Annotated in this window: 17 protein-coding genes; 3 read left to right on the plus strand and 14 right to left on the minus strand. The window is 72.7% G+C overall.

All coding sequences use genetic code 11. The features are described 5' to 3' along the window. Positions 1-170: 170 nt before the first annotated feature. The 3 genes from ACLF5H_RS05330 to ACLF5H_RS05340 are packed head-to-tail and all read right to left on the minus strand — an operon-like array spanning position 171 to position 2446. Positions 171-1160 carry an adenosine deaminase gene (locus ACLF5H_RS05330; protein ID WP_421674902.1) on the minus strand — a complete coding sequence of 330 codons (990 nt, stop codon included), beginning with the start codon at positions 1158-1160 and terminating at the stop codon, positions 171-173. Between the two features lie 20 nt (positions 1161-1180). Then, on the minus strand, positions 1181-2086 hold the full coding sequence (locus tag ACLF5H_RS05335; protein WP_421674903.1) for a ribonuclease Z: 906 nt from the start codon (positions 2084-2086) through the stop codon (positions 1181-1183). Between the two features lie 6 nt (positions 2087-2092). Beyond that, positions 2093-2446 (minus strand): histidine triad nucleotide-binding protein, encoded by a 354-nt coding sequence (locus ACLF5H_RS05340; RefSeq protein WP_421674904.1) that lies wholly within the window; start codon positions 2444-2446, stop codon positions 2093-2095. A 117-nt stretch (positions 2447-2563) separates the two neighbouring features. On the opposite strand from ACLF5H_RS05340, the gene ACLF5H_RS05345 reads away from it, so the two are divergent. Beyond that, complete coding sequence (locus ACLF5H_RS05345) at positions 2564-2887, plus strand: putative quinol monooxygenase (RefSeq protein WP_421674905.1); 324 nt, start codon at positions 2564-2566, stop codon at positions 2885-2887. Positions 2888-2895: 8 nt separating this feature from the next. Here ACLF5H_RS05345 and ACLF5H_RS05350 read toward each other — a convergent pair whose 3' ends face one another. The 7 genes from ACLF5H_RS05350 to hrcA form a co-directional block, all read right to left on the minus strand. Continuing rightward, the gene (locus tag ACLF5H_RS05350) at positions 2896-6045 is read right to left on the minus strand and encodes a S41 family peptidase (RefSeq protein WP_421674945.1); all 3150 of its coding nucleotides are present in this window, start codon (positions 6043-6045) and stop codon (positions 2896-2898) included. A gap of 108 nt (positions 6046-6153) precedes the next feature. Beyond that, on the minus strand, positions 6154-6687 hold the full coding sequence (locus tag ACLF5H_RS05355) for a hypothetical protein (protein ID WP_421674906.1): 534 nt from the start codon (positions 6685-6687) through the stop codon (positions 6154-6156). A gap of 154 nt (positions 6688-6841) precedes the next feature. Further along, on the minus strand, positions 6842-7234 hold the full coding sequence (locus tag ACLF5H_RS05360) for a VOC family protein (RefSeq protein WP_421674907.1): 393 nt from the start codon (positions 7232-7234) through the stop codon (positions 6842-6844). Between the two features lie 17 nt (positions 7235-7251). Then, a complete protein-coding gene (locus ACLF5H_RS05365; RefSeq protein WP_421674908.1) occupies positions 7252-7998 on the minus strand; it encodes a 16S rRNA (uracil(1498)-N(3))-methyltransferase in 747 nt (248 codons plus the stop codon). Continuing rightward, positions 7995-9068: a nitronate monooxygenase gene (locus ACLF5H_RS05370; protein WP_421674909.1), complete on the minus strand. Its 1074-nt coding sequence runs from the start codon at positions 9066-9068 to the stop codon at positions 7995-7997. Before ACLF5H_RS05370 ends, ACLF5H_RS05365 begins: the two co-directional genes overlap by 4 nt. 155 nt (positions 9069-9223) lie before the next feature. After that, on the minus strand, positions 9224-10360 hold the full coding sequence (gene dnaJ, locus ACLF5H_RS05375; protein ID WP_085564685.1) for a molecular chaperone DnaJ: 1137 nt from the start codon (positions 10358-10360) through the stop codon (positions 9224-9226). Further along, entirely contained in the window at positions 10361-11377 is a 1017-nt protein-coding gene (gene hrcA, locus ACLF5H_RS05380) for a heat-inducible transcriptional repressor HrcA (RefSeq protein WP_085564686.1), read from the minus strand. Between the two features lie 172 nt (positions 11378-11549). Here hrcA and ACLF5H_RS05385 point away from each other — a divergent pair, with 172 nt between their 5' ends. Beyond that, the gene (locus ACLF5H_RS05385) at positions 11550-12272 is read left to right on the plus strand and encodes an MBL fold metallo-hydrolase (protein ID WP_421674910.1); all 723 of its coding nucleotides are present in this window, start codon (positions 11550-11552) and stop codon (positions 12270-12272) included. Between the two features lie 34 nt (positions 12273-12306). Beyond that, positions 12307-13176, plus strand: a complete 870-nt coding sequence (locus tag ACLF5H_RS05390; RefSeq protein ID WP_421674911.1) for a DUF3097 domain-containing protein — start codon at positions 12307-12309, stop codon at positions 13174-13176. Here ACLF5H_RS05390 and ACLF5H_RS05395 read toward each other — a convergent pair. The 4 genes from ACLF5H_RS05395 to ACLF5H_RS05410 form a co-directional block, all read right to left on the minus strand. After that, positions 13154-13732 carry a Uma2 family endonuclease gene (locus ACLF5H_RS05395; protein WP_093681343.1) on the minus strand — a complete coding sequence of 193 codons (579 nt, stop codon included), beginning with the start codon at positions 13730-13732 and terminating at the stop codon, positions 13154-13156. The genes ACLF5H_RS05390 and ACLF5H_RS05395 overlap by 23 nt on opposite strands. Before the next feature lie 99 nt (positions 13733-13831). Then, complete coding sequence (hemW, locus tag ACLF5H_RS05400) at positions 13832-15064, minus strand: radical SAM family heme chaperone HemW (RefSeq protein WP_421674912.1); 1233 nt, start codon at positions 15062-15064, stop codon at positions 13832-13834. Between the two features lie 55 nt (positions 15065-15119). Further along, complete coding sequence (locus tag ACLF5H_RS05405; protein ID WP_421674946.1) at positions 15120-16916, minus strand: SpoIIE family protein phosphatase; 1797 nt, start codon at positions 16914-16916, stop codon at positions 15120-15122. A 161-nt stretch (positions 16917-17077) separates the two neighbouring features. After that, positions 17078-18955: an AMP-dependent synthetase/ligase gene (locus ACLF5H_RS05410; RefSeq protein WP_421674913.1), complete on the minus strand. Its 1878-nt coding sequence runs from the start codon at positions 18953-18955 to the stop codon at positions 17078-17080. Positions 18956-19187: the final 232 nt, after the last annotated feature.

Here is a 19187-nt window from a genome sequence, read left to right on the forward strand (position 1 = left end):
TGCGTGGAGCGCCGGGCAGGCCTTGCACCTGCATTTCCCCGCAGGAAGCGGGGCGTCTTTCCTTGGACCACCAACGCACTGTCCGGCTACCGGAGTTCCGGCGGCCTCGACATGATCAATCATAGCCCATGCCGAGGCCGGCGCCGAACACGCGGGGAACGCGTGTGCGTCTAGAACACGTAGGCGTCCACCTCGGCGAGGTACCGGGCGCGGCGCTCCTCGTCGTCCTCCAGGAAGGAGGCGAGGAAGGAGTTGCGGGCCAGTTCGCGCAGCCGGTCCTCGGTCAGGCCGAGGCTCTCGCGCACCGCCCGGAAGTTGTCGTCGGCGTAGCCGCCGAAGTAGGCGGGGTCGTCGGAGTTGACCGTGCACAGCAGCCCCGCCTCCAGCATGGCGGGCAGCGGGTGGTCGGCCAGGGTGTCCACCGTGCGCAGCCGGACGTTGGACAGCGGGCACAGGGTGAGCGGGATCCGCTCGCGCACCAGCCGCTCCACCAGCTCGGGGTCCTCCATGCAGCGCAGCCCGTGGTCGACGCGCTCGATGCCGAGCAGGTCAAGGGACTGGGTGATGTACTCCGGCGGCCCCTCCTCACCGGCGTGCGCCACCCGGCGCAGCCCGAGCCCGGCGGCGGTCTCGTACACCTGGCGGAACTTCGCCGGCGGGTGCCCGACCTCGGCGGAGTCCAGGCCGATGCCGGTGATCCGGTCGAGGTACGGCCGCGCGGCCTCCAGGGTCTCCAGCGCGGAGTCGGCGGACTCGTCGCGCAGGAAGCACAGGATGAGCTTGGTGGAGACCCCGTGGTTCTCCTCGCCGCGCCCGAGCGCCCGCCACAGCCCCTCCACCACGGTGCGCATGTCCAGACCGCGGGCCAGGTGGGCCTGCGGGTCGAAGAAGATCTCCGCGTGCCGGACGCCCTGCGCCGCGGCGCGGGTCAGATAGGCGTTGGCCAGGTCCTCGAAGTCCCGCTCGGTACGCAGCACGGTCATCAGCTCGTAGTACAGGTTCAGAAAGGACTGGAGGTCCGCGAACCGATACGCCTCGCGCAGCTCTTCCGTGTCGGCGTAGCGCAGCTTCACGCCGTTGCGGGCGGCCAGGTCGAAGGCCAGCTCCGGCTCCAGGGTGCCTTCGATGTGGAGGTGCAGTTCTGCTTTGGGGAGGGGCATCAAAGCATCGTACGGCGCATTTACCGTCGTTTTGGAACCGGCACTCGCTGAAGGTCGTACGCCACGGTCAGCTCACCCTCGAAGCCGGCGGCCCGCGCCTGCCGCTCGAACTCGTCGGGCTCCGGATACCGCTGACTGAAGTGGGTGAGCACGAGATGCCGCACGCCCGCCCCGCGGGCCACCGCCCCGGCCTGCCCGGCCGTCAAGTGCCCGTGTTCCACGGCGAGTTCCTCGTCCTCGTCCAGGAAGGTGGACTCGATGACCAGCAGATCGCAGCCCTCGGCGAGCGTGTACACGCCCTCGCAGAGCCGGGTGTCCATGACGAACGCGAACCGCTGTCCGCGCCGTACCTCGCTGACCTCCTCCAGCGTCACGCCCCCGAGCCTCCCCGCGCGCTGGAGCACCCCCACGTCCGGGCCCTTGACGCCGTGCGCGGCGAGCCGCTCGGGCAGCATCCGGCGGCCGTCGGGCTCGGTCAGCCGGTATCCGTACGACTCCACCGGGTGCGAGAGCCTGCGGGCGTCCAGGGTGTACGACGGCGTCACCGCGAGAATGCCGTCGGCGGGCACCGGGACCTCGGTGACGCCGACGGTCTCCCGGTACGCGGTGGCGTACCGCAGCCGGTCGAAGAAGCGCTGCCCGGAGGCCGGGTAGTGCGCGGTGATCTCGTGCGGCACCCGGTCCAGGTTGATGCGCTGGATGACCCCGGCGAGGCCGAGGCTGTGGTCGCCGTGGAAGTGGGTGACGCAGAGGCGGTTCAGATCGTGCGCGGCGACCCCGGCGCGCAGCATCTGCCGCTGGGTGCCCTCGCCGGGGTCGAAGAGGATGCCCTCGCCGTCCCAGCGCAGCAGATAGCCGTTGTGATTGCGGTGCCGGGTCGGGACCTGGCTCGCGGTGCCGAGGACGACGAGTTCACGGACGGACACGGCGGTCTATCCGGGCGGCCACTGGAGACCGCGGCCGCCGAGCACATGCCCGTGGGCGTGCCAGACGGTCTGTCCGGCGCCGGTCCCGGTGTTGAAGACGACGCGGTAGCTGTCCAGCTTCTCCTCGTCGGCCACGGCCTGGGTCTCGCGCAGCACGTCCGCGGCGACCTCGGGGGCACCGGCGGCGAGCGCGGCGGCGTCCCGGTAGTGGACCTTGGGGATCACCAGGATGTGCGTGGGCGCCTGGGGGTTGATGTCCCGGAAGGCGACGGTGGTCTCCGTCTCCCGGACGACGGTGGCCGGGATGTGGCCCGCGACGATTTTGCAGAACAGGCAGTCGTCCTGCGGTTCTCCAGCCATTTCGCGTGCGCTCGCTTTCGCCGGGATCGGGTCGAGGGGATCATCGTAGTCGGTGGGGGCGCGGGTGGGTCGTGGTCGTTCGCGCCCCCGGGAAACCCGGCCGCCTATCATCGATGGATGATCTTCATCGTCGTCAAGTTCCCCGTGAAGCCCGAGCACACCGAAGAGTGGCCGCAGCACGTCGAGGCCTTCACCCGGGCCACCCGCGCCGAACCCGGCAATCTGTGGTTCGAGTGGTCCCGGAGCCTGGAGGACCCCGACACCTACGTCCTCGTCGAGGCCTTCCAGGACGACGCCGGCGCGGCGCACGTCGACTCCGACCACTTCCGCGCCGGTCTCGAAGCGATGCGCCCCCTGCTGCGCCGCACCCCCGACATCGTCAGCACCACCATCGAGGGAGCGGACGGCTGGAGCGCGATGGGCGAGCTCAGCATCGGCTGACGCGGGCCCTAGAGGGGCGGTAGCGCCGGAGGCGTCCTGGCGGGTGCCGCCTCCAGCGCTTCCAGGGCCAGCCTGACCGCCTCGTCCAGCTGCGGGTCCGCGCCCCGCGCCCAGTCCTGAGGGCGTTGTACGACCTCCACGTCCGGGTCGACGCCGTGGTTCTCCATGGCCCAGCCGGGGCCCTCCAGCCACATGGCGTACTTGGGCTGGGTGACGAGGGTGCCGTCGACCAGGCGGTAGCGGCTGTCGATGCCGATGACGCCGCCCCAGGTGCGGGTGCCGACGACCGGGCCGATGCCGAGGGCCTTGATGGCGGCGTTGACGATGTCGCCGTCGGAGCCGGAGAACTCGTTGGCGACGGCGACGACGGGGCCGCGCGGGGCGTACCGGGGGTAGCTGAAGGCGCGGCTGCCGCGGGGCACGTCCCAGCCGACGATGCGGCGGGCCAGCATCTCCACGACCAGCTGCGAGGTGTGCCCGCCGCGGTTCTCCCGGACGTCCACGATCAGGCCCTCGCGGGCGACCTCGACGCGCAGGTCCCGGTGGATCTGGGCCCAGCCGGGTGCCTGCATGTCGGGGACGTGCAGATAGCCGAGGCGACCGCCGGAGCCTTCGTGGACGTGGGCGCGGCGGTCCGCGACCCAGGCGTGGTAGCGCAGGGGTTCCTCGTCGGCGAGCGGGACGACCACGACATGCCGGGGGTCGCCGCCGGCCGCGGGCGAGACGGTGAGTTCGACGGGCCGCCCGGCCGTGCCGGTGAGCAGCGGGCCGGGTCCGGTCACCGGGTCGACGGGGTGACCCCCGACGGCGAGGATCGCGTCTGCGGGGCGGACGGCGACACCGGGTGCGGCGAGCGGGCTGCGGGCCCCCGGGTCGGAGGTCTCCGAGGGCAGGATGCGGTCGATACGCCAACTGCCGTCCTCGTGCCGGGAGATGTCGGCGCCGAGCAGGCCCTGGCGGGGGCCGTGGCCGTGGCCGCCGCGGGGGATGACGTAGGCGTGCGAGGTGCCGAGTTCGCCGTGCACCTCCCACAGCAGGTCCACGAGGTCGTCATGGGTGGCGAGGCGGTCAAGGAGGGGGCGGTAGCGGTCGAGGACGCCGTCCCAGTCGACGCCGCCGAGGTCGGGGCGCCAGAAGTTGTCGCGCATGAGGCGGCCGGTCTCGTCGTACATCTGCCGCCACTCGGCGGCGGGGTCGACGGTCTGCCGGATGCGGCCGAGGTCGACGGTGATGTTGGAGTCGCTGTCCTCGTCGCTGGAGGCGCGGCGGTCGCTGGGTACGACCTTGAGCTTGCCGTCGGTCCACAGCAGGACCCGCTTGCCGTCGCCGCTGACCTCGAAGTGGTCGGCGTCCGCGGCGAGATGCTCCAGGCGCCGCTGGGCGAGGTCGTAGCGCTCCAGCTCGGTGCCGGGGTCGGCCTCGTCGGGGGTGGCGCGGGTGGTGCCGAGGACGCCCTGCAGCGGGTGGCGCAGCCAGAGCACGCCGTCCTTGGCGGCGCGCAGATTGCCGTAGCGGGCGGACTCGACCGGGAAGGGCACGATGCGGTCGGCGAGCCCGTCGAGGTCGATCCGGGTGGAGGGGACGCCCTCGCTGTCGGGGGTCTCCTCCTTGTCGGAGGTCTCGAACGGGCGGCCGTGGCGCTGCGGTCCGAACGGCGAGGGGGTGGTCGCGGCGAGGGTGATCAGGTAGGGGCGGGTGCCGCCCACGAAGGCCAGGTCGAAGACGTGTTCGTCGTAGACCGGGTCGAAGGAGCGGTTGGAGAGGAAGGCGAGGTGCTTGCCGTCGAGGGTGAAGGCGGGCGCGTGGTCCTGGAAGCGCAGCGGGGTGGCCTCGCTGACGGTCAGGTCGGTGGTGTGGGCGAGGCGCAGCTGGCTCAGCGGGCGGGGGCCGGGGTGGGTCCAGGCGAGCCAGGCGGAGTCGGGCGAGAAGGTGAGGTCGCGGACGTCGCCGTCCTCGCCGCGGTCGACCTCGCGGACCTCGCCGGTCTCCCGTTCGACCAGCAGGAGCCGCCCGTCGTGGGCGGCGACGGCGGCGCGGCTGCCGTCGGGGGCCATGGCGAGTTCCAGGACCCGGCCGAGGCGTCCGGCGGCGAGCCGGCGCGGGGTGGCGCCGAGGGCGGGGCCGGTGGCGGGGGCGAACTCCAGGGCGTCCTCGCCCTCGGCGTCGGTGACCCAGACGACCCATTCCTCGCCGTCGGCGCGGAAGGTGCGGGGCAGCCGGGTGCGGACGCCGGGTGCGGCGGCGAGGGCGCGCACCGGTCCGGAGCGGTGGGTGACCCAGTGGACGGCGCCGCGCAGGCCGACGGCGCTGCCGCGGGCGGTGTGGTCGGGGGCGGCCGAGCCGAACCAGTGGGAGGTGCTCGCCTGGAAGGGCTGAAGGTCGACGCGGGGGCCGCCGAGGCGGATGTCCAGGGGGCGCGGGGCGCCGCCGTCGAGGTCGTCGAGGAGCCAGAGCCGACCGGCGCTGGTGTAGACGACGCGGGTGCCGTCGGTGGCCGCGTGGCGGGCGTAGAAACCGTCGACCGGGGTGTGTCGGCGCAGGTCGGAGGCGTCGGCGCGGGAGGAGTAGAGGGCGCCGGTGCCCTCGTGGTCGGAGAGGAAGGCGATACGGTCGCCGACCCAGAGGGGGTACTCGATGTTGCCGTCGAGTTCCTGGTGCAGCCGGGCGAACTCCCCGTCTCCGTCGCGGTCGATCCACAGTTTGCCCGCGGTGCCGCCGCGGTAGCGCTTCCACCAGGCGGCCTCGCGGCCCATCGGGGCGGACAGCAGCACGGGGTGCGGGCCGTGGGCGACATCGCCGACCGGGCCGTACGGCAGGGTGGTGGCGGGGCCGCCGTCGAGCGGGACGGCGCGGGCCCAGGTGCGGCGCGGGCTGGGCTGGCCGGTGGTGCTCAGCGCGAGGACCTGGCCCTCGGGGGTCCAGCCGCGCACCTGGGTCCGCCAACTGCCCCAGTGGGTGAGGCGCTTGGCCGCTCCCCCGGCGACGGGGGCGGTGTGCACCTCGGGGGCGCCGTCGCGGGTGGAGGTCCAGGCGAGGGTGGTGCCGTCGGGCGAGATACGGGGGTGGTCCACCGGGATGTTGTCGGCACTGGCCCGCCAGGCGCGGCCCCCTTCGAGGGGGGCGAGCCACACGTCGTCCTCGGCGACGAATGTCACCAAGTCGCCGTGCAGGTGCGGGAATCGGAGGTAGCCGGAGGTTCCTGTCGAAGCGCCCTGAGTCACCCCGTCACTTTACGCAACGGCCGCCGCCCGCGAGTCCCTTTTCGATCACTTGCCCGCCACGGGCAGGCAGTTGGGGTCGCTCTGGCACCAGAGGGTCCGGGTGACGGTGACCGTGACGGCGGGCTGGGCGCCGACGGGCGGATAGCCGGGCGGGCGGTACGTCGGCCCCGGCGCGGCCGAGCAGTCGCCGAGCCCGCTGACGTGGAACACCTGCCTGCCGCCGACCCTGGCCCGCAGATCGCCCCGCACACAGGCGCCGTCCACGGCCCGGGTCACCTCTCCGTTGACGGTGATCCGCCCCCGGCCCCTGGTCTCGCCCCGGCAGTCCACGGAGACGACCGCGCTCCGCCCCGGCGCGACCGTCGCCCCGGCGCTCCCGCCCGGGTCGCCGACGCAGTTGAGCCAGCTGACGTCCACGTCCGCCTGCTCCAGCCGCGCGCTCGCCATCGTCCCGGTGGTGTAGGCGACCCCGGCCGATCCGAGCACGTCCGACTGGCACCCCACGACACCGGCGCCGGCCGCGACGACGATCCCGGCGACGGCGATCGTCCGCGGCCGAATCCACAGGAATGCCCCCATGCACGGCAGAGTGCCAGCACCGGCGGGACGGACGGAAGCCCGTGCCCGGGCACTCACCCGTTCGGCGGGCCGGTTCCTTCGGAACGGCGTACCCGGAGGGGGGGTGACGGAGGGGGCTGACGGAGGGGGGTTGACGGAGGGGGGTGACGGCCCCTCAGCCTTGCAGCAGCAGCCACTCCTGGAGTTCCACCAGGTTGTCCTCGGGGTCCTTGAGGTGGGCGACGCGCATGCGGTCGGTCAGGGGGGTGGGGGGCTGGAGGAGGGTGGCGCCGCGGGCGGTGATGTCGGCGCAGTAGGCGTCGAGGTCGTCGACGCGCAGCACGACCAGGGAGCGGTGGCCGTCGGCGGGGTCGGCGAGCTCGGGGAGGAGTTCGGCCATCATGGCGCGGTCCTGGAGGGCGATCCCGGCGGAGCCCGTGTGGGGGCTGAACTTCTCGTAGGGGCCCTCGGTCGCGCCGGACTGCGGCTTCAGGCCGAGGACGTCGGCGTAGAAGTGGTAGCAGGCGGCGAAGTCGGTGACCAGGAGCCGTACTTGGGCGAGTTCCATGTGTCCCCCAGGGGAGTTCAGGACCAGCGGCCGGTGCGTCCCAGGAGGAGGGCCGCGGCCGCCGTACCGGCGGTGGATGTGCGCAACACGCTCGGACCGAGGACATACGCCCGCGCGCCCGCCTCCTCGAAGAGCGCCAACTCGTCCCGGGAGACGCCCCCTTCGGGTCCGACGACCAGCACGATCTCGCCCTCGGCGGGGAGTTCGGCGGTGGCCAGCGCCGCACTGGTGTGCTCGAAGTCGGAGTGCAGCACCCCCGCGAAGTCGGCCCCGGCCAGAAGTGCCGCGACCTGCTTGGTGCTCGCCGCCTCCGCGACCTGCGGGAACCGCACCCGACGGGACTGCTTCCCGGCCTCGCGCGCGGTCGCCCGCCATTTGCCGAGCGCCTTCAGGCCCCGCTCGCCCCGCCACTGCGTGATGCAGCGCGCGGCCTGCCACGGCACGATCGCGTCGACCCCGACCTCGGTCATCGTCTCGACCGCCAACTCCCCCCGGTCGCCCTTGGGAAGCGCCTGTACGACCGTGATCCGGGGCCGCGGCGCGGGCTCCTCGGACACCTGTGGCATCCGTACGACCAGCCGGTCCTTGCCCTCGCTGCCGAGCACCTCGCACACCGCGTAACGCCCCGCGCCGTCGGTGAGCACGACCTCCTCGCCGGCCTCCAGACGCTTGACCGACACCGCGTGCCGGCCCTCGGGTCCGTCCAGGACATAGCGGTCGCCGTCCGCGGTGAGGTCCGCCACGACGAACACGGGCGCGGTCATCGGGCACCCCCCTCGGCGAACGCCGCGCGGGCCTCGGCGAGTTCGGCCGCCAGCACCTCGACCAGGCGCCCGGCGGGCAGGTCCCTGGCCAGCCGGTGGCCCTGACCCGCCCACAGCGCCATGCCCTGCGCGTCCCCGGCCTTCGCGGCGGCCTTGCGCAGCGGCGAGGTGAGGTGGTTGATCTCCGGGTACGCGGCGGGCGCATACGGTCCGTGTTCGCGCAGGAAGCGGTTGACCAGCCCGCGGGCCGGCCGGCCGGTGAACGCGCGGGTCAGCTCGGTGCGGACGAACAGGGGGTTGGTCAGCGCCTCCTTGTGCACGGCGGGCGCGCCGGACTCGGGGGTGGCGAGGAAGGCGGTGCCCAGCTGGGCCGCGCGCGCCCCCGCCGCGAGGACCGCCGCGATCTGGGCGCCGCGCATGATCCCGCCCGCGGCGACGACGGGAATGTGCACCGCCTCACGGATCTGTGCGATCAGGGACAGCAGGCCGAGGCCGGTGCCGTCGTTCTCCGGGACGTCCCGGTGCGTGCCCTGGTGGCCGCCCGCCTCCACGCCCTGGGCGATCACCGCGTCCGCCCCGGCCCGCTCCACCGCGACGGCCTCCTCGGCGGTGGTGGCGGTGACCAGCGTGAACGTCCCGGCCCGCCGCAGCCGCTGAAGCGCCTCCCGGCTCGGCACCCCGAAGTGGAAGGAGACCACCGGCACCGGATCGTCCAGGAGCACCGCGAGCTTGGCGTCGAAGCCGTCGTCGCGGCCGCTGTCCGGATCGCCCAGCTCGGTCTCGTACCAGGCGGCCTCGCCCGCGAGCTGATGGGCGTAGACCTCGACCGCGCCGCTCTCCGCATACTCGGGCTGCGGCATGAACACATTCACGCCGAAGGGCCGGTCGGTGAGGCTCCGCAGCCGCTTGATCTCCTGGTACACGCCGTCGGCCGTCTTGTACCCGGCGGCCAGGAACCCGAGCCCACCGGCCTCGGACACGGCGGCGGCGAGCTCCGGGCCGGAGACGCCGCCCGCCATGGGGGCCTGCACGATCGGGTGAGGGAGAAGATCGGTCAGTGCGGAGGACATGACCGCATGGTGTCACGTCCCCCGAACAAGTCCGAATCGGGTGTCACGATCGGCATATTCCCCTACGCGCCCGGTCAGAGGCGGTGACGGCCACCGGTCGAAGGCGTCGACGGCCTCCGGTCGGAGGCCGTCGCGACACCCGTCGCGGCCGGCGGTCAGCGCCCGTTGAACGCGTCCTTCAGCCGCGAGAACAGCCCCTGCTGGCCCGGCTGGAACTGCCCCTGCGGACGCTCCTCGCCGCGCAGCTTGGACAGCTCGCGCAGCAGCCGCTCCTGCTCGGCGTCGAGCTTCGTCGGCGTCTGCACCTCGACATGCACGATCAGATCGCCCCGGCCGCCGCCCCGCAGATGCGTGACACCGCGGCCGTGCAGCGGGATCGACTGCCCGGACTGCGTGCCGGGCCGGATGTCGATCTCCTCCAGGCCGTCCAGCGTCTCCAGCGGCACCTTGGTGCCGAGGGCCGCCGCGGTCATCGGGATGGTGACCGTGCAGTGCAGATCGTCGCCGCGGCGCTGGAACCGCGCGTGCGGCAGCTCGTGGATCTCGACGTACAGGTCACCGGCCGGACCGCCGCCGGGGCCGACCTCGCCCTCGCCTGCCAGCTGGATCCGGGTGCCGTTGTCGACACCGGCCGGGATCTTCACGGTCAGCGTGCGCCGCGAGCGGACCCGGCCGTCACCGGCGCACTCCGGGCAGGGCGTGGGGACCACGGTCCCGAAGCCCTGGCACTGGGGGCACGGCCGCGAGGTCATGACCTGGCCCAGGAAGGACCGGGTGACCTGCGAGACCTCACCGCGGCCGCGGCACATGTCACAGGTCTGCGCCGAGGTGCCCGGCGCCGCGCCCTCGCCGTTGCAGGTGTTGCAGACGATCGCGGTGTCCACCTGGATCTCCTTGGTCGTCCCGAAGGCCGCCTCGTCCAGTTCCACCTCGATCCGGATCATCGCGTCCTGGCCGCGCCGGGTGCGCGAGCGCGGCCCGCGCTGCGACGCCGTGCCGAAGAACGCGTCCATGATGTCGGAGAAGTTGCCGAAGCCACCGGCCCCGAAGCCGCCCGCGCCGGCGCCGCCGGACTGCGAGAGGGGGTCCCCGCCGAGGTCGTAGACCTGCTTCTTCTGCGGATCCGACAGCACCTCGTAAGCGGCGTTGATCTCCTTGAACCGCTCCTGGGTCTTCGGATCCGGGTTGACGTCCGGGTGCAGCTCGCGCGCGAGCCGACGGAACGCCTTCTTGATCTCATCCTGCGACGCGTCGCGGCGCACGCCGAGAACGGCGTAGTAGTCCGTGGCCACTTACGACTCCGCCAGGATCTGTCCGACGTACCGTGCCACTGCGCGTACCGCTCCCATCGTTCCCGGGTAGTCCATGCGGGTCGGTCCGACCACGCCGAGCTTGGCAACCGCCTCGCCGCCCGAACCGTAGCCCACCGACACCACGGAGGTGGAGTTGAGTCCCTCATGGGCGATCTCGTGCCCGATGCGCACGGTCATGCCCGGATCCTTCGCCTCGCCGAGGAGCTTGAGGAGCACGACCTGCTCCTCAAGGGCCTCCAGGACGGGCCGGATCGTGAGGGGAAAATCATGTCCGAAGCGGGTGAGATTGGCGGTGCCGCCGATCATCAACCGCTCCTCGTTCTCCTCGACCAGTGTCTCCAGAAGGGTGGAGAGCACTGTGGAGACCGTACCGCGATCCTCGTGTTCGAAGGCGTCCGGCAGGTCCTCGACCAGCTGCGGCACATCCGCGAACCGCCGTCCCGCGACCCGGCTGTTGAGCCGCGCGCGCAGATCCGCGAGGGATGCCTCACCGAACGGCGCCGGGCAGTCGACCATCCGCTGCTCGACCCGGCCGGTGTCCGTGATCAGCACGAGCATCACGCGCGCCGGGGCGAGCGCGAGCAGTTCCACGTGCCGCACGGTGGACCGGGTCAGGGACGGGTACTGCACGACGGCGACCTGCCGGGTCAGCTGCGCGAGCAGCCGCACCGTGCGCGCCACGACGTCGTCCAGGTCGACGGCGCCGTCCAGGAAGTTCTGGATCGCGCGGCGCTCGGGCGCGGTCATCGGCTTGACGCCCGCGAGCTTGTCGACGAACAGCCGGTAGCCCTTGTCGGTGGGGATGCGCCCGGCGCTGGTGTGCGGCTGCGCGATGTACCCCTCGTCCTCCAGGGCCGACATGTCATTGCGGACGGTCGCCGGGGACACGCCGAGGTTGTGCCGCTCGGTCAGGGCCTTGGAGCCGACCGGCTCCTCGGTGCCGACATAGTCCTGGACGATGGCGCGCAGCACCTGAAGTCTGCGTTCACTCAGCATCGGCGCGCACCTCCAGCACGTCGTCCCCTCACTCGCGCGGTCGTCCCTCGGATGTCCGTCTTGGCACTCTTCGCATGCGAGTGCCAGCGTTCCCCGGTCAGTGTACGGCCGTGGGGTACGCATCGGGCAAGGTCGGTGCCCGCGCGACCCCGGCCCCGGTTAGCGTCGCGGTATGACGGTGACTTGGGAAGAGCACGGATGGGAGCGGATCACCGCCGGGGTGGGGCGGTGCCGGCTGCCGGGCTGGGACTGCACGGCGGGGCTGGTCCTGGGCGCGGGCAGGGCGCTGATGGTGGACGCCGGGTCGAGCCTGGCGGAGGGGGCCCGGCTGCGGTCCTCGGCCGAGGCGCTCGCCGGTGGACGTGTGACCCATCTCGCGCTGACCCATGTCCATTTCGACCATGTCTTCGGGGCACCGGCCTTCGCGGGGGCCGCGGTGTACGCGGCGGTGGGGGCGGACGGGGTGTTCCGCCGCGGCCGGGACGAGCTGCGGCACGACGCCGTCCACCACGGGCTCCCGGCGGACGAGGCCGAGGAGGCGGCGCTGGCGCTGGTGCCGCCCCGGCAGCTGGTCTCCGGGGAGCGGACCCTGGACCTGGGCGGCGGCCGCCAGGCGCTGCTGGCCAACGTGGGCCCCGGGCACACCGCCCATGACCTGGTGATCCTGGTGCCGGGCGAGCCGGAGGTGGTGTTCTGCGGGGACCTGGTGGAGGAGTCCGGCGAGCCCCAGGCGGGCCCGGACGCCGTACCGTCGCGCTGGCCGGACGCGCTGGACCGGCTGCTGGCGCTGGGCGGCGAGGACGCGCTGTACGTGCCCGGTCACGGCGCGGTGGTCGACGCGGCCTTCGTACGACGCCAACGGGACGCGCTGGCCGCGCGGTTCGGCGTGTCGTAGGCACGCGCCCGCCGCTTCTCCTATCGTCATCCGAATGCGCCCACCCGTCTCCCACCACCGCCCTTCCAACGAGGGCCCTTCGGGCCCGCGCTCCCGCCAGTACTCCGCCGACCTGACCCCTCCCTGGAAGAAGCCCCGGCCGGTGCCCGAGGTACCCGCCGCCCCGGGTCTGGTCGTGGAGGAGCCCGGCACCGGGTTCTGCGGGGCGGTGATCCGCTGCGAGGCGGGCACGGTGACGCTGGAGGACCGCTTCGGCAAGCACCGGGTGTTCCCGCTGGAGCCGCGCGGCTTCCTGCTGGAGGGCCGGGCGGTGACCCTCGTACGGCCTTCCACAGAACCGGCGCGCCCCACCCGCACCGCCTCCGGTTCCGTCGCCGTCCCCGCTGCCCGCGCCCGTGTGGCCCGGGCCGGCCGCATCTATGTGGAGGGCCGGCACGACGCCGAGCTGGTCGAGAAGGTCTGGGGCGACGACCTGCGCGTCGAGGGTGTGGTCGTGGAGTACCTGGAGGGCGTGGACCACCTCCCCTCGATCGTCACCGACTTCGGCCCGGGCCCCGACGCCCGCCTCGGCGTCCTCGTGGACCACCTCGTGCCGGGCTCGAAGGAGTTCCATATCGCCCGGTCGGTGACCAGCGAGCACGCGCTGGTGGTGGGCCATCCGTACATCGACATCTGGGAAGCGGTGAAACCCGCGTCCCTGGACATCCCGGAGTGGCCCCGGGTGCCGCGCGGCCAGGACTGGAAGACGGGCGTGTGCCGCGCCCTGGGCTGGCCCTCGGACAACACCGGCGCGGTGTGGCAGGCGATCCTGAAGCGCGTGCACTCCTACAAGGACCTGGAACCGGAACTGCTGGGGCGGGTGGAGGAGCTGATCGACTTCGTCACGGGTAGCGGTGGGGCCTGACGTCGGGGAGGGTGCCGAACTCGCTGGTGTCCAGTTCGACTCCGAGGGCCTCCAGCCGGACCGGGTCCCCGAATTTGGTGACGTGCTGGCTCAGATAGTTGGCGTCGTCCCCCTGCCCTGCCGGGTCGGTCAGGAGGACGCACTGCGCCATGATCGGGTCGACAATGAGGTAGGTGGGGATCTTTCCCGCCGCGTAGATCGAGCGCTTGACCAAGTAGTCGTTGAGGACACTGGACTTGGAAACGATCTCCACCACTGCCGTGATCAGCTCGGAGGGCAGCAGACGCCCCGAGCCGGGCAATGCGTCCGGCGCCGCGACCACCAGATCCGGGACGGGGACGCTGTCCTCACCTGCGATGCTCACGTCCTGGGTCTGAATCGGATACCACCGTTCCAGCGGAATCTGCCGCTGGGTGTGCAGCGCGATCAGGTTGTGCACCAGATCAGGGCCGGCCATCATCACGACTACCCCCCGAAGAAGCTCAGCCTTGACGCCCTCGGGAGGCTCGAAATTGTCGAAGCACTTGGCCAGTCCACGCTCGTCCACAGCGGTCATCTCCGCGGCCTGCACATCCACCGCGTCCTTTCGGCGGCAGCCTACGAGCCAGACTAGGCACCGAACCGGCCTCCCGCACCGATTCACTCGCCGGAGTGATCAGTCCACCAGGTCCCGCACCACCGCGTCCGCCAGCAGGCGGCCCCGCAGGGTGAGGGTGGCGCGGCCCTCGGCGTACGGGCCGGGCTGGAGGAGGCCGTCGGACAGGGCGCGGCGGGAGGCGGCGAGGCCCTGGTCCTTGAGAAGGGCCAGCGGGACGCCCTCGCGCAGCCGCAGCTCCAGCAGGATCCGCTCGACGCGGCGGTCCTCGGCGGACAGCAGCTCGCGGCCCGCGCCCGGGGAGCGGCCGGCGGCCAGGGCGGAGGCGTACGCGCCGGGGTGCTTCACGTTCCACCAGCGCACGCCGCCCACATGGGAGTGCGCGCCGGGGCCCGCGCCCCACCAGTCCGCGCCGCGCCAGTACAGCTCGTTGTGCAGACAGCGGCCCGCCTCGGAGGTGGCCCAGTTGGAGACCTCGTACCAGTCGAAGCCCGCCGCGCAGAGGGTCTCCTCGGCGATCAGATAGCGGTCGGCGTGCACGTCGTCGTCGGTCATCGGGACCTCGCCCCGGCGGATCCGGCGGGCGAGCTGCGTGCCCTCCTCCACGATGAGGGCGTACGCGCTGACGTGGTCGGGTCCGGCGCCGATCGCCGCGTCGAGGGAGGCCCGCCAGTCGTCGTCGCTCTCGCCCGGGGTGCCGTAGATCAGGTCGAGGTTCACATGCGCGAAGCCCGCCGCACGGGCCTCCGCGACGCACGCCTCGGGGCGGCCGGGGGTGTGGGTGCGGTCGAGGATCTTCAGCACATGCCGCCGCGCGCTCTGCATCCCGAAGGAGATCCGGTTGAAACCGCCCTCGCGCAGGGTCGCGAGATAGGCCGGGTCGACCGACTCGGGGTTCGCCTCCGTGGTGATCTCGGCGTCCGGGGCGAGCCCGAACTCGTCGCGGATCGCCGCCAGCATCCGGACGAGATCGCCGGCGGCCAGCAGCGTGGGCGTACCGCCGCCGACGAACACCGTGCGCACCGGGCGCGGGTCGTCCCCGAGCACCTTGCGGGCCAGCCGGACCTCGTCGACCAGCGTCTCGGCGTAGTTGTCACGGGAGGCCAGCACCCCGCCGGTGCCGCGCAGCTCGGTCGCGGTGTACGTGTTGAAGTCGCAGTAGCCGCAGCGGGTCGCGCAGTACGGCACGTGCAGATAGAAACCGAGCGGACGCTCCCCCGCCCCGTCGAGCGCGTGCGCGGGCAGCGCGCCGTCGTCGGGTACGGGCTCACCGTCGGGGAGTGCGGAAGGCATAGGCCCATTGTCCAGCACCGCCGGGATTCCCCGGGCGCCGAGCGCGGGAGCCCCCTCACTCCGCCTGGAGCACCAGCAGGGCCAGATCGTCCTCCGGAGGTGCCTCGCCGAAGGTGTGGACCAGGTGGCGGATCCTTTCCGCGATCTCGTCGGCGGTGAGGCCGGCGCAGGAGGCGAGGGCGGTGGCGAGGCCGTCGGCGTCGTCGAACTGCTGGGGGCCCCGGCGGCGTTCGGTCACCCCGTCGGTGACGCACAGCAGGCTGTCGCCGGGCCCGAGGTCCAGCGTCTCGCTGGTGTAGGTCTCGTCCTCGACCACGCCGAGCAGCGTCTGCGGGCGGGCCGCGGTGCGCACCGTACCGTCGGGTCCGAGGACCAGCGGCAGGGGATGCCCGGCGGAGGCGAGGGTGCAGCGAACCCCGCCCTCGTGCGGGATCAGCTCGCCGTACAGCAGCGAGAGGAAGCGCGTCTGCGGGCCCTCCCCGCGGCCGTCGACGGCGACCAGGGCGCGCGCCGCGGCGTCGGCGGCCTCCGTGGCGTCGTCGAGGAGGAGCTGGTTGAGGCGGTCGAGGACATCGGCGACCCGGTAGCCCTCGCGGGCGAGCAGCCGCAGCCAGGGCCGGGCGAGGCCGATCACGACCGCCGCCTCCGGGCCCTTGCCCTGGACGTCGCCGATCGCGAAGCACCAGCGGCCGTCACCCGCCGGGAACAGGTCGTAGAAGTCGCCGCTGGGGCCGCTCTTGTCGCACGGTTCGTAGACCAGCGCGCTGCTCATCCCGGGGATCTCGGCGACCGCGCCGGGCAGCAGACCGCGCTGGAGGATGGCGCTGATGGTGGCCTGCCGGGCGTACTGCCGGGCCGCGCCGATGGCGAGGGCCACCCGGCGGCCCAGGTCCTCCACCAGGCCGGTGATCTCGTCGGGGAAGCGCGCGAGCCCGCACCGCCCGATGACCAGCGTGCCCAGCGGCCGCCCGCCCGCGACCAGCCGGTACGCCAGCGCCGTGCCGTCCGCGCCCTGGGCACCCAGCGCATCACCGGGCCAGGGGTACGGCGAGGGGCCGAAGCCGACCCCGTCCCCCGGCCGCGGCGGCTCCTTCTCCAGGGTGCGGCGCAGTTCCTCGATGCGGTTCTCGCTGGCGTGCCAGACCCGCGCCGGGCCGTCGTACGACCCGCCGCGCACCGACGCCTCGTCCTCCAGCCACACCGCGCACCAGTCGGCGAGCCGGGGCACGATCAGCTGGCCGGTGAGGGCCGTGACCAGGTTCTCGTCCAGCTGGCCCGCGAGCAGGTCGGACGCCTCGGCGAGGAAGGACAGCGCGCCCCGGCCGAGCCAGTCCCGGTCGCTGTCCGTGCGCTGCGACTGCGGGGCCAGCGCCTCGGCGACCTCCAGCGCGTCCCGCGCCCCGCCGCCGGGCGGCGGCTCGCTGCCGCCCGGGGGCAGCCTGGCCCACACCGACTTGGCGCCGGTGCGGTAGGTGACCCCCCAGGACTCGGCGAGCGCCCCGACCAGGCGCAGTCCGCGGCCGTACTCCAGGGTGTCGTACGACGGCTCGCCCGCGGTCGCGTCCCGCGGTGGCCGGGCCGGGTGCCGGTCCCCGACCTCGACCAGGAACGTGCCGCCGTCCTCCAGGCACCAGTCGAGGGATATCTCGGTGCCCGCGTGCACCACGGCGTTGGTGACCAGCTCGCTGACGACCGCCATGGCGTCGTCGACGAGCCGGGGCGCCACGGGTGCGTCGGCCAGCGCGGCCCGCACCAGGGCCCGCGCGGAGCCCGGCGCGAGCGGACTGCCGGGCAGCGCGGCGTGCCCGCGTGTCCGGCCCACCGTCTCCCGCTGCGTGGGTATGGCCGCCATGTCCATGCGGCCAGGGTGACAGACGGGGGTCGCGCATAAGCGTGAAGTCACTGAAGTGGCCACGCATGGCCGAGAAGCGTGCTAGGACGGCATCGGAAGGGGAACCTTTTCGAGCGCCGGTGGCCAGAAAAGCGCCCTTGATCCGGGCCCGCGCGGGAGCCCTACTTCTCCCGCGCCCCGGCGTACATCTCGTCGATCAGCCCCTTGTACGCCCGCTCCACCACCGGCCGCTTCAGCTTCAGGCTCGGCGTGATCTCGCCGTGCTCCACATCGAGATCCCGCGGCAGCAGCCGGAACTTCTTGATCGTCTGCCAGCGCTGGAGCCCGGCGTTGAGCTGCTGGACGTACCCGTCGACCATCTCCACGGTCTGCGGCGCCGCGACGATCTCGGCGTACGGCTTGCCGCCCAGGCCGTTCTCCTTGGCCCACTCCGCGAGCGCGATCTCGTCCAGGGAGATGAGCGCGGTGCAGTAGTTGCGGTCGGCGCCGTGCACCAGGATGTTGGAGACGTAGGGGCAGACCGCCTTGAACTGGCCCTCGACCTCGGCCGGCGCGACGTACTTGCCGCCGGAGGTCTTGATGAGGTCCTTCTTGCGGTCGGTGATCCGCAGGTACCCGTCGGGCGAGAGCTCGCCGATGTCGCCGGTGTGGAACCAGCCGTCGGACTCCAGCACCTCGGCGGTCTTGTCGGGCAGCTTGTGGTAGCCCTGCATGATACCGGGGCCGCGCAGCAGGATCTCGCCGTCGTCCGCGATGCGCACCTCCGTGCCGGGCAGCGGCTTGCCGACCGTGCCGGTGCGGTACGCCTCCCCGGGGTTCACGAAGGACGCCGCCGAGGACTCGGTCAGGCCGTAGCCCTCCAGGACATGGACACCGGCGCCGGCGAAGAAGTAGCCGATCTCGGGCGCGAGCGCGGCGGAGCCGGAGACACAGGCGCGCAGCCGGCCGCCGAACGCCTCGCGGATCTTGGCGTAGACGAGGGTGTCGGCGACCTTGTGCTTGGCGGCGAGACCGAAGGGCACCGTGCGGTTGCCGGTGTGCCGGAAGTTGTCCTGCTCGGCCTTGGCGTACTCGCGGGCGATCTCGGCCGCCCACTGGAAGATCTTGTACTTGGCCGCGCCGCCCTCCCGGGCCTTGGCCGCGACGCCGTTGTAGACCTTCTCGAAGATGCGCGGCACGGCGGCCATGTACGTCGGCCGCACCACCGGGAGGTTCTCGATGATCTTGTCGACGCGGCCGTCCACGGCGGTGACGTGCCCGATCTCGATCTGCCCGGAGGTGAGCACCTTGCCGAAGACGTGCGCGAGCGGCAGCCACAGGTACTGCACGTCCTCCGGACCGAGCAGCCCGGTCGCGGCGATGGCCCTGGCCATGTACGACCAGTTGTCGTGCGGCAGCCGTACGCCCTTGGGGCGGCCGGTGGTGCCGGAGGTGTAGATGAGGGTGGCGAGCTGGTCCTTGGTGATCGCGCCGACCCGCTCCTTGATCAGCTGCGGGTGCTGCTCCAGGTAGGCGGCGCCGCGCTTCTCCAGCTCGGCGAGGGTGATCACCCAGTCGTCGCCCTCGGGCACGCCCTCCGGGTCGATGACGACGACCTTGGCCAGTTCGGGCAGCTCGGCGCGCTTCTCGACCGCCTTGGCGACCTGGGCGGCGTTCTCGGCGATCAGCACCCGGCTCTCGGAGTCGGCGAGGATGAACGCGGACTCGTCGGCGTTGGTCTGCGGATAGATCGTGGTGGTGGCGCCGCCGGCGCACAGGATGCCGAGGTCGGCGAGGATCCACTCGACGCGGGTGGAGGAGGCGAGCGCCACGCGCTGCTCGGACTCGATGCCCAGCTCGGTGAGTCCGGCCGCGATCGCGTACACCCGGTCGGCCGACTGGGCCCAGCTCAGCGACTTCCAGTCGTCCGGGCCCTGCCCTGCGGCGGGAGGCACCGGGTAGCGGTAGGCCTCGGCGTCCGGTGTCGCCGCGACGCGCTCAAGGAAGAGGGCCGCGACGGACGGCGGACGGTTCTCGATCTGGGTCTGTGTGTCGCTCACGACATCCTCCGGGGCCCGCGACAGCGCGGTTGGTACTCGTGCGGCTGGGTTAACTCACGGTGGGGTTCGGGCTGTTGTTTAACTCGCGAGTAACTATCGAGCAGGCATCAGAGTAAGGCGCGACCGCCCGCTGCGTAAGGGGCTTCACCCTGTCTCTTTCCCCTCAGTGTCGACGCGGAGTGACCGCACCCACGCGCAGGGGCCCGCCGCGCTTTCGCACGACGGGCCCCCC

Source organism: Streptomyces sp. LaBMicrA B280 (assembly GCF_049222185.1).
GTDB classification, from domain to species: domain Bacteria; phylum Actinomycetota; class Actinomycetes; order Streptomycetales; family Streptomycetaceae; genus Streptomyces; species Streptomyces murinus.

What these genes read in the sequence shown, in the direction of transcription:
- ACLF5H_RS05395 (WP_093681343.1), bottom strand. Translation starts at nt 13,732, where the DNA reads ATGACCGCTGTGGACGAGCGTGGACTGGCCAAGTGCTTCGACAATTTC.
- hemW (WP_421674912.1), bottom strand. Translation starts at nt 15,064, where the DNA reads ATGCCTTCCGCACTCCCCGACGGTGAGCCCGTACCCGACGACGGCGCG.
- ACLF5H_RS05405 (WP_421674946.1), bottom strand. Translation starts at nt 16,916, where the DNA reads ATGGCGGCCATACCCACGCAGCGGGAGACGGTGGGCCGGACACGCGGG.
- ACLF5H_RS05385 (WP_421674910.1), top strand. Translation starts at nt 11,550, where the DNA reads ATGACGGTGACTTGGGAAGAGCACGGATGGGAGCGGATCACCGCCGGG.
- ACLF5H_RS05360 (WP_421674907.1), bottom strand. Translation starts at nt 7,234, where the DNA reads ATGGAACTCGCCCAAGTACGGCTCCTGGTCACCGACTTCGCCGCCTGC.
- ACLF5H_RS05390 (WP_421674911.1), top strand. Translation starts at nt 12,307, where the DNA reads ATGCGCCCACCCGTCTCCCACCACCGCCCTTCCAACGAGGGCCCTTCG.
- ACLF5H_RS05355 (WP_421674906.1), bottom strand. Translation starts at nt 6,687, where the DNA reads ATGGGGGCATTCCTGTGGATTCGGCCGCGGACGATCGCCGTCGCCGGG.
- ACLF5H_RS05330 (WP_421674902.1), bottom strand. Translation starts at nt 1,160, where the DNA reads ATGCCCCTCCCCAAAGCAGAACTGCACCTCCACATCGAAGGCACCCTG.
- hrcA (WP_085564686.1), bottom strand. Translation starts at nt 11,377, where the DNA reads ATGCTGAGTGAACGCAGACTTCAGGTGCTGCGCGCCATCGTCCAGGAC.
- ACLF5H_RS05365 (WP_421674908.1), bottom strand. Translation starts at nt 7,998, where the DNA reads ATGACCGCGCCCGTGTTCGTCGTGGCGGACCTCACCGCGGACGGCGAC.
- ACLF5H_RS05345 (WP_421674905.1), top strand. Translation starts at nt 2,564, where the DNA reads ATGATCTTCATCGTCGTCAAGTTCCCCGTGAAGCCCGAGCACACCGAA.
- ACLF5H_RS05340 (WP_421674904.1), bottom strand. Translation starts at nt 2,446, where the DNA reads ATGGCTGGAGAACCGCAGGACGACTGCCTGTTCTGCAAAATCGTCGCG.
- ACLF5H_RS05370 (WP_421674909.1), bottom strand. Translation starts at nt 9,068, where the DNA reads ATGTCCTCCGCACTGACCGATCTTCTCCCTCACCCGATCGTGCAGGCC.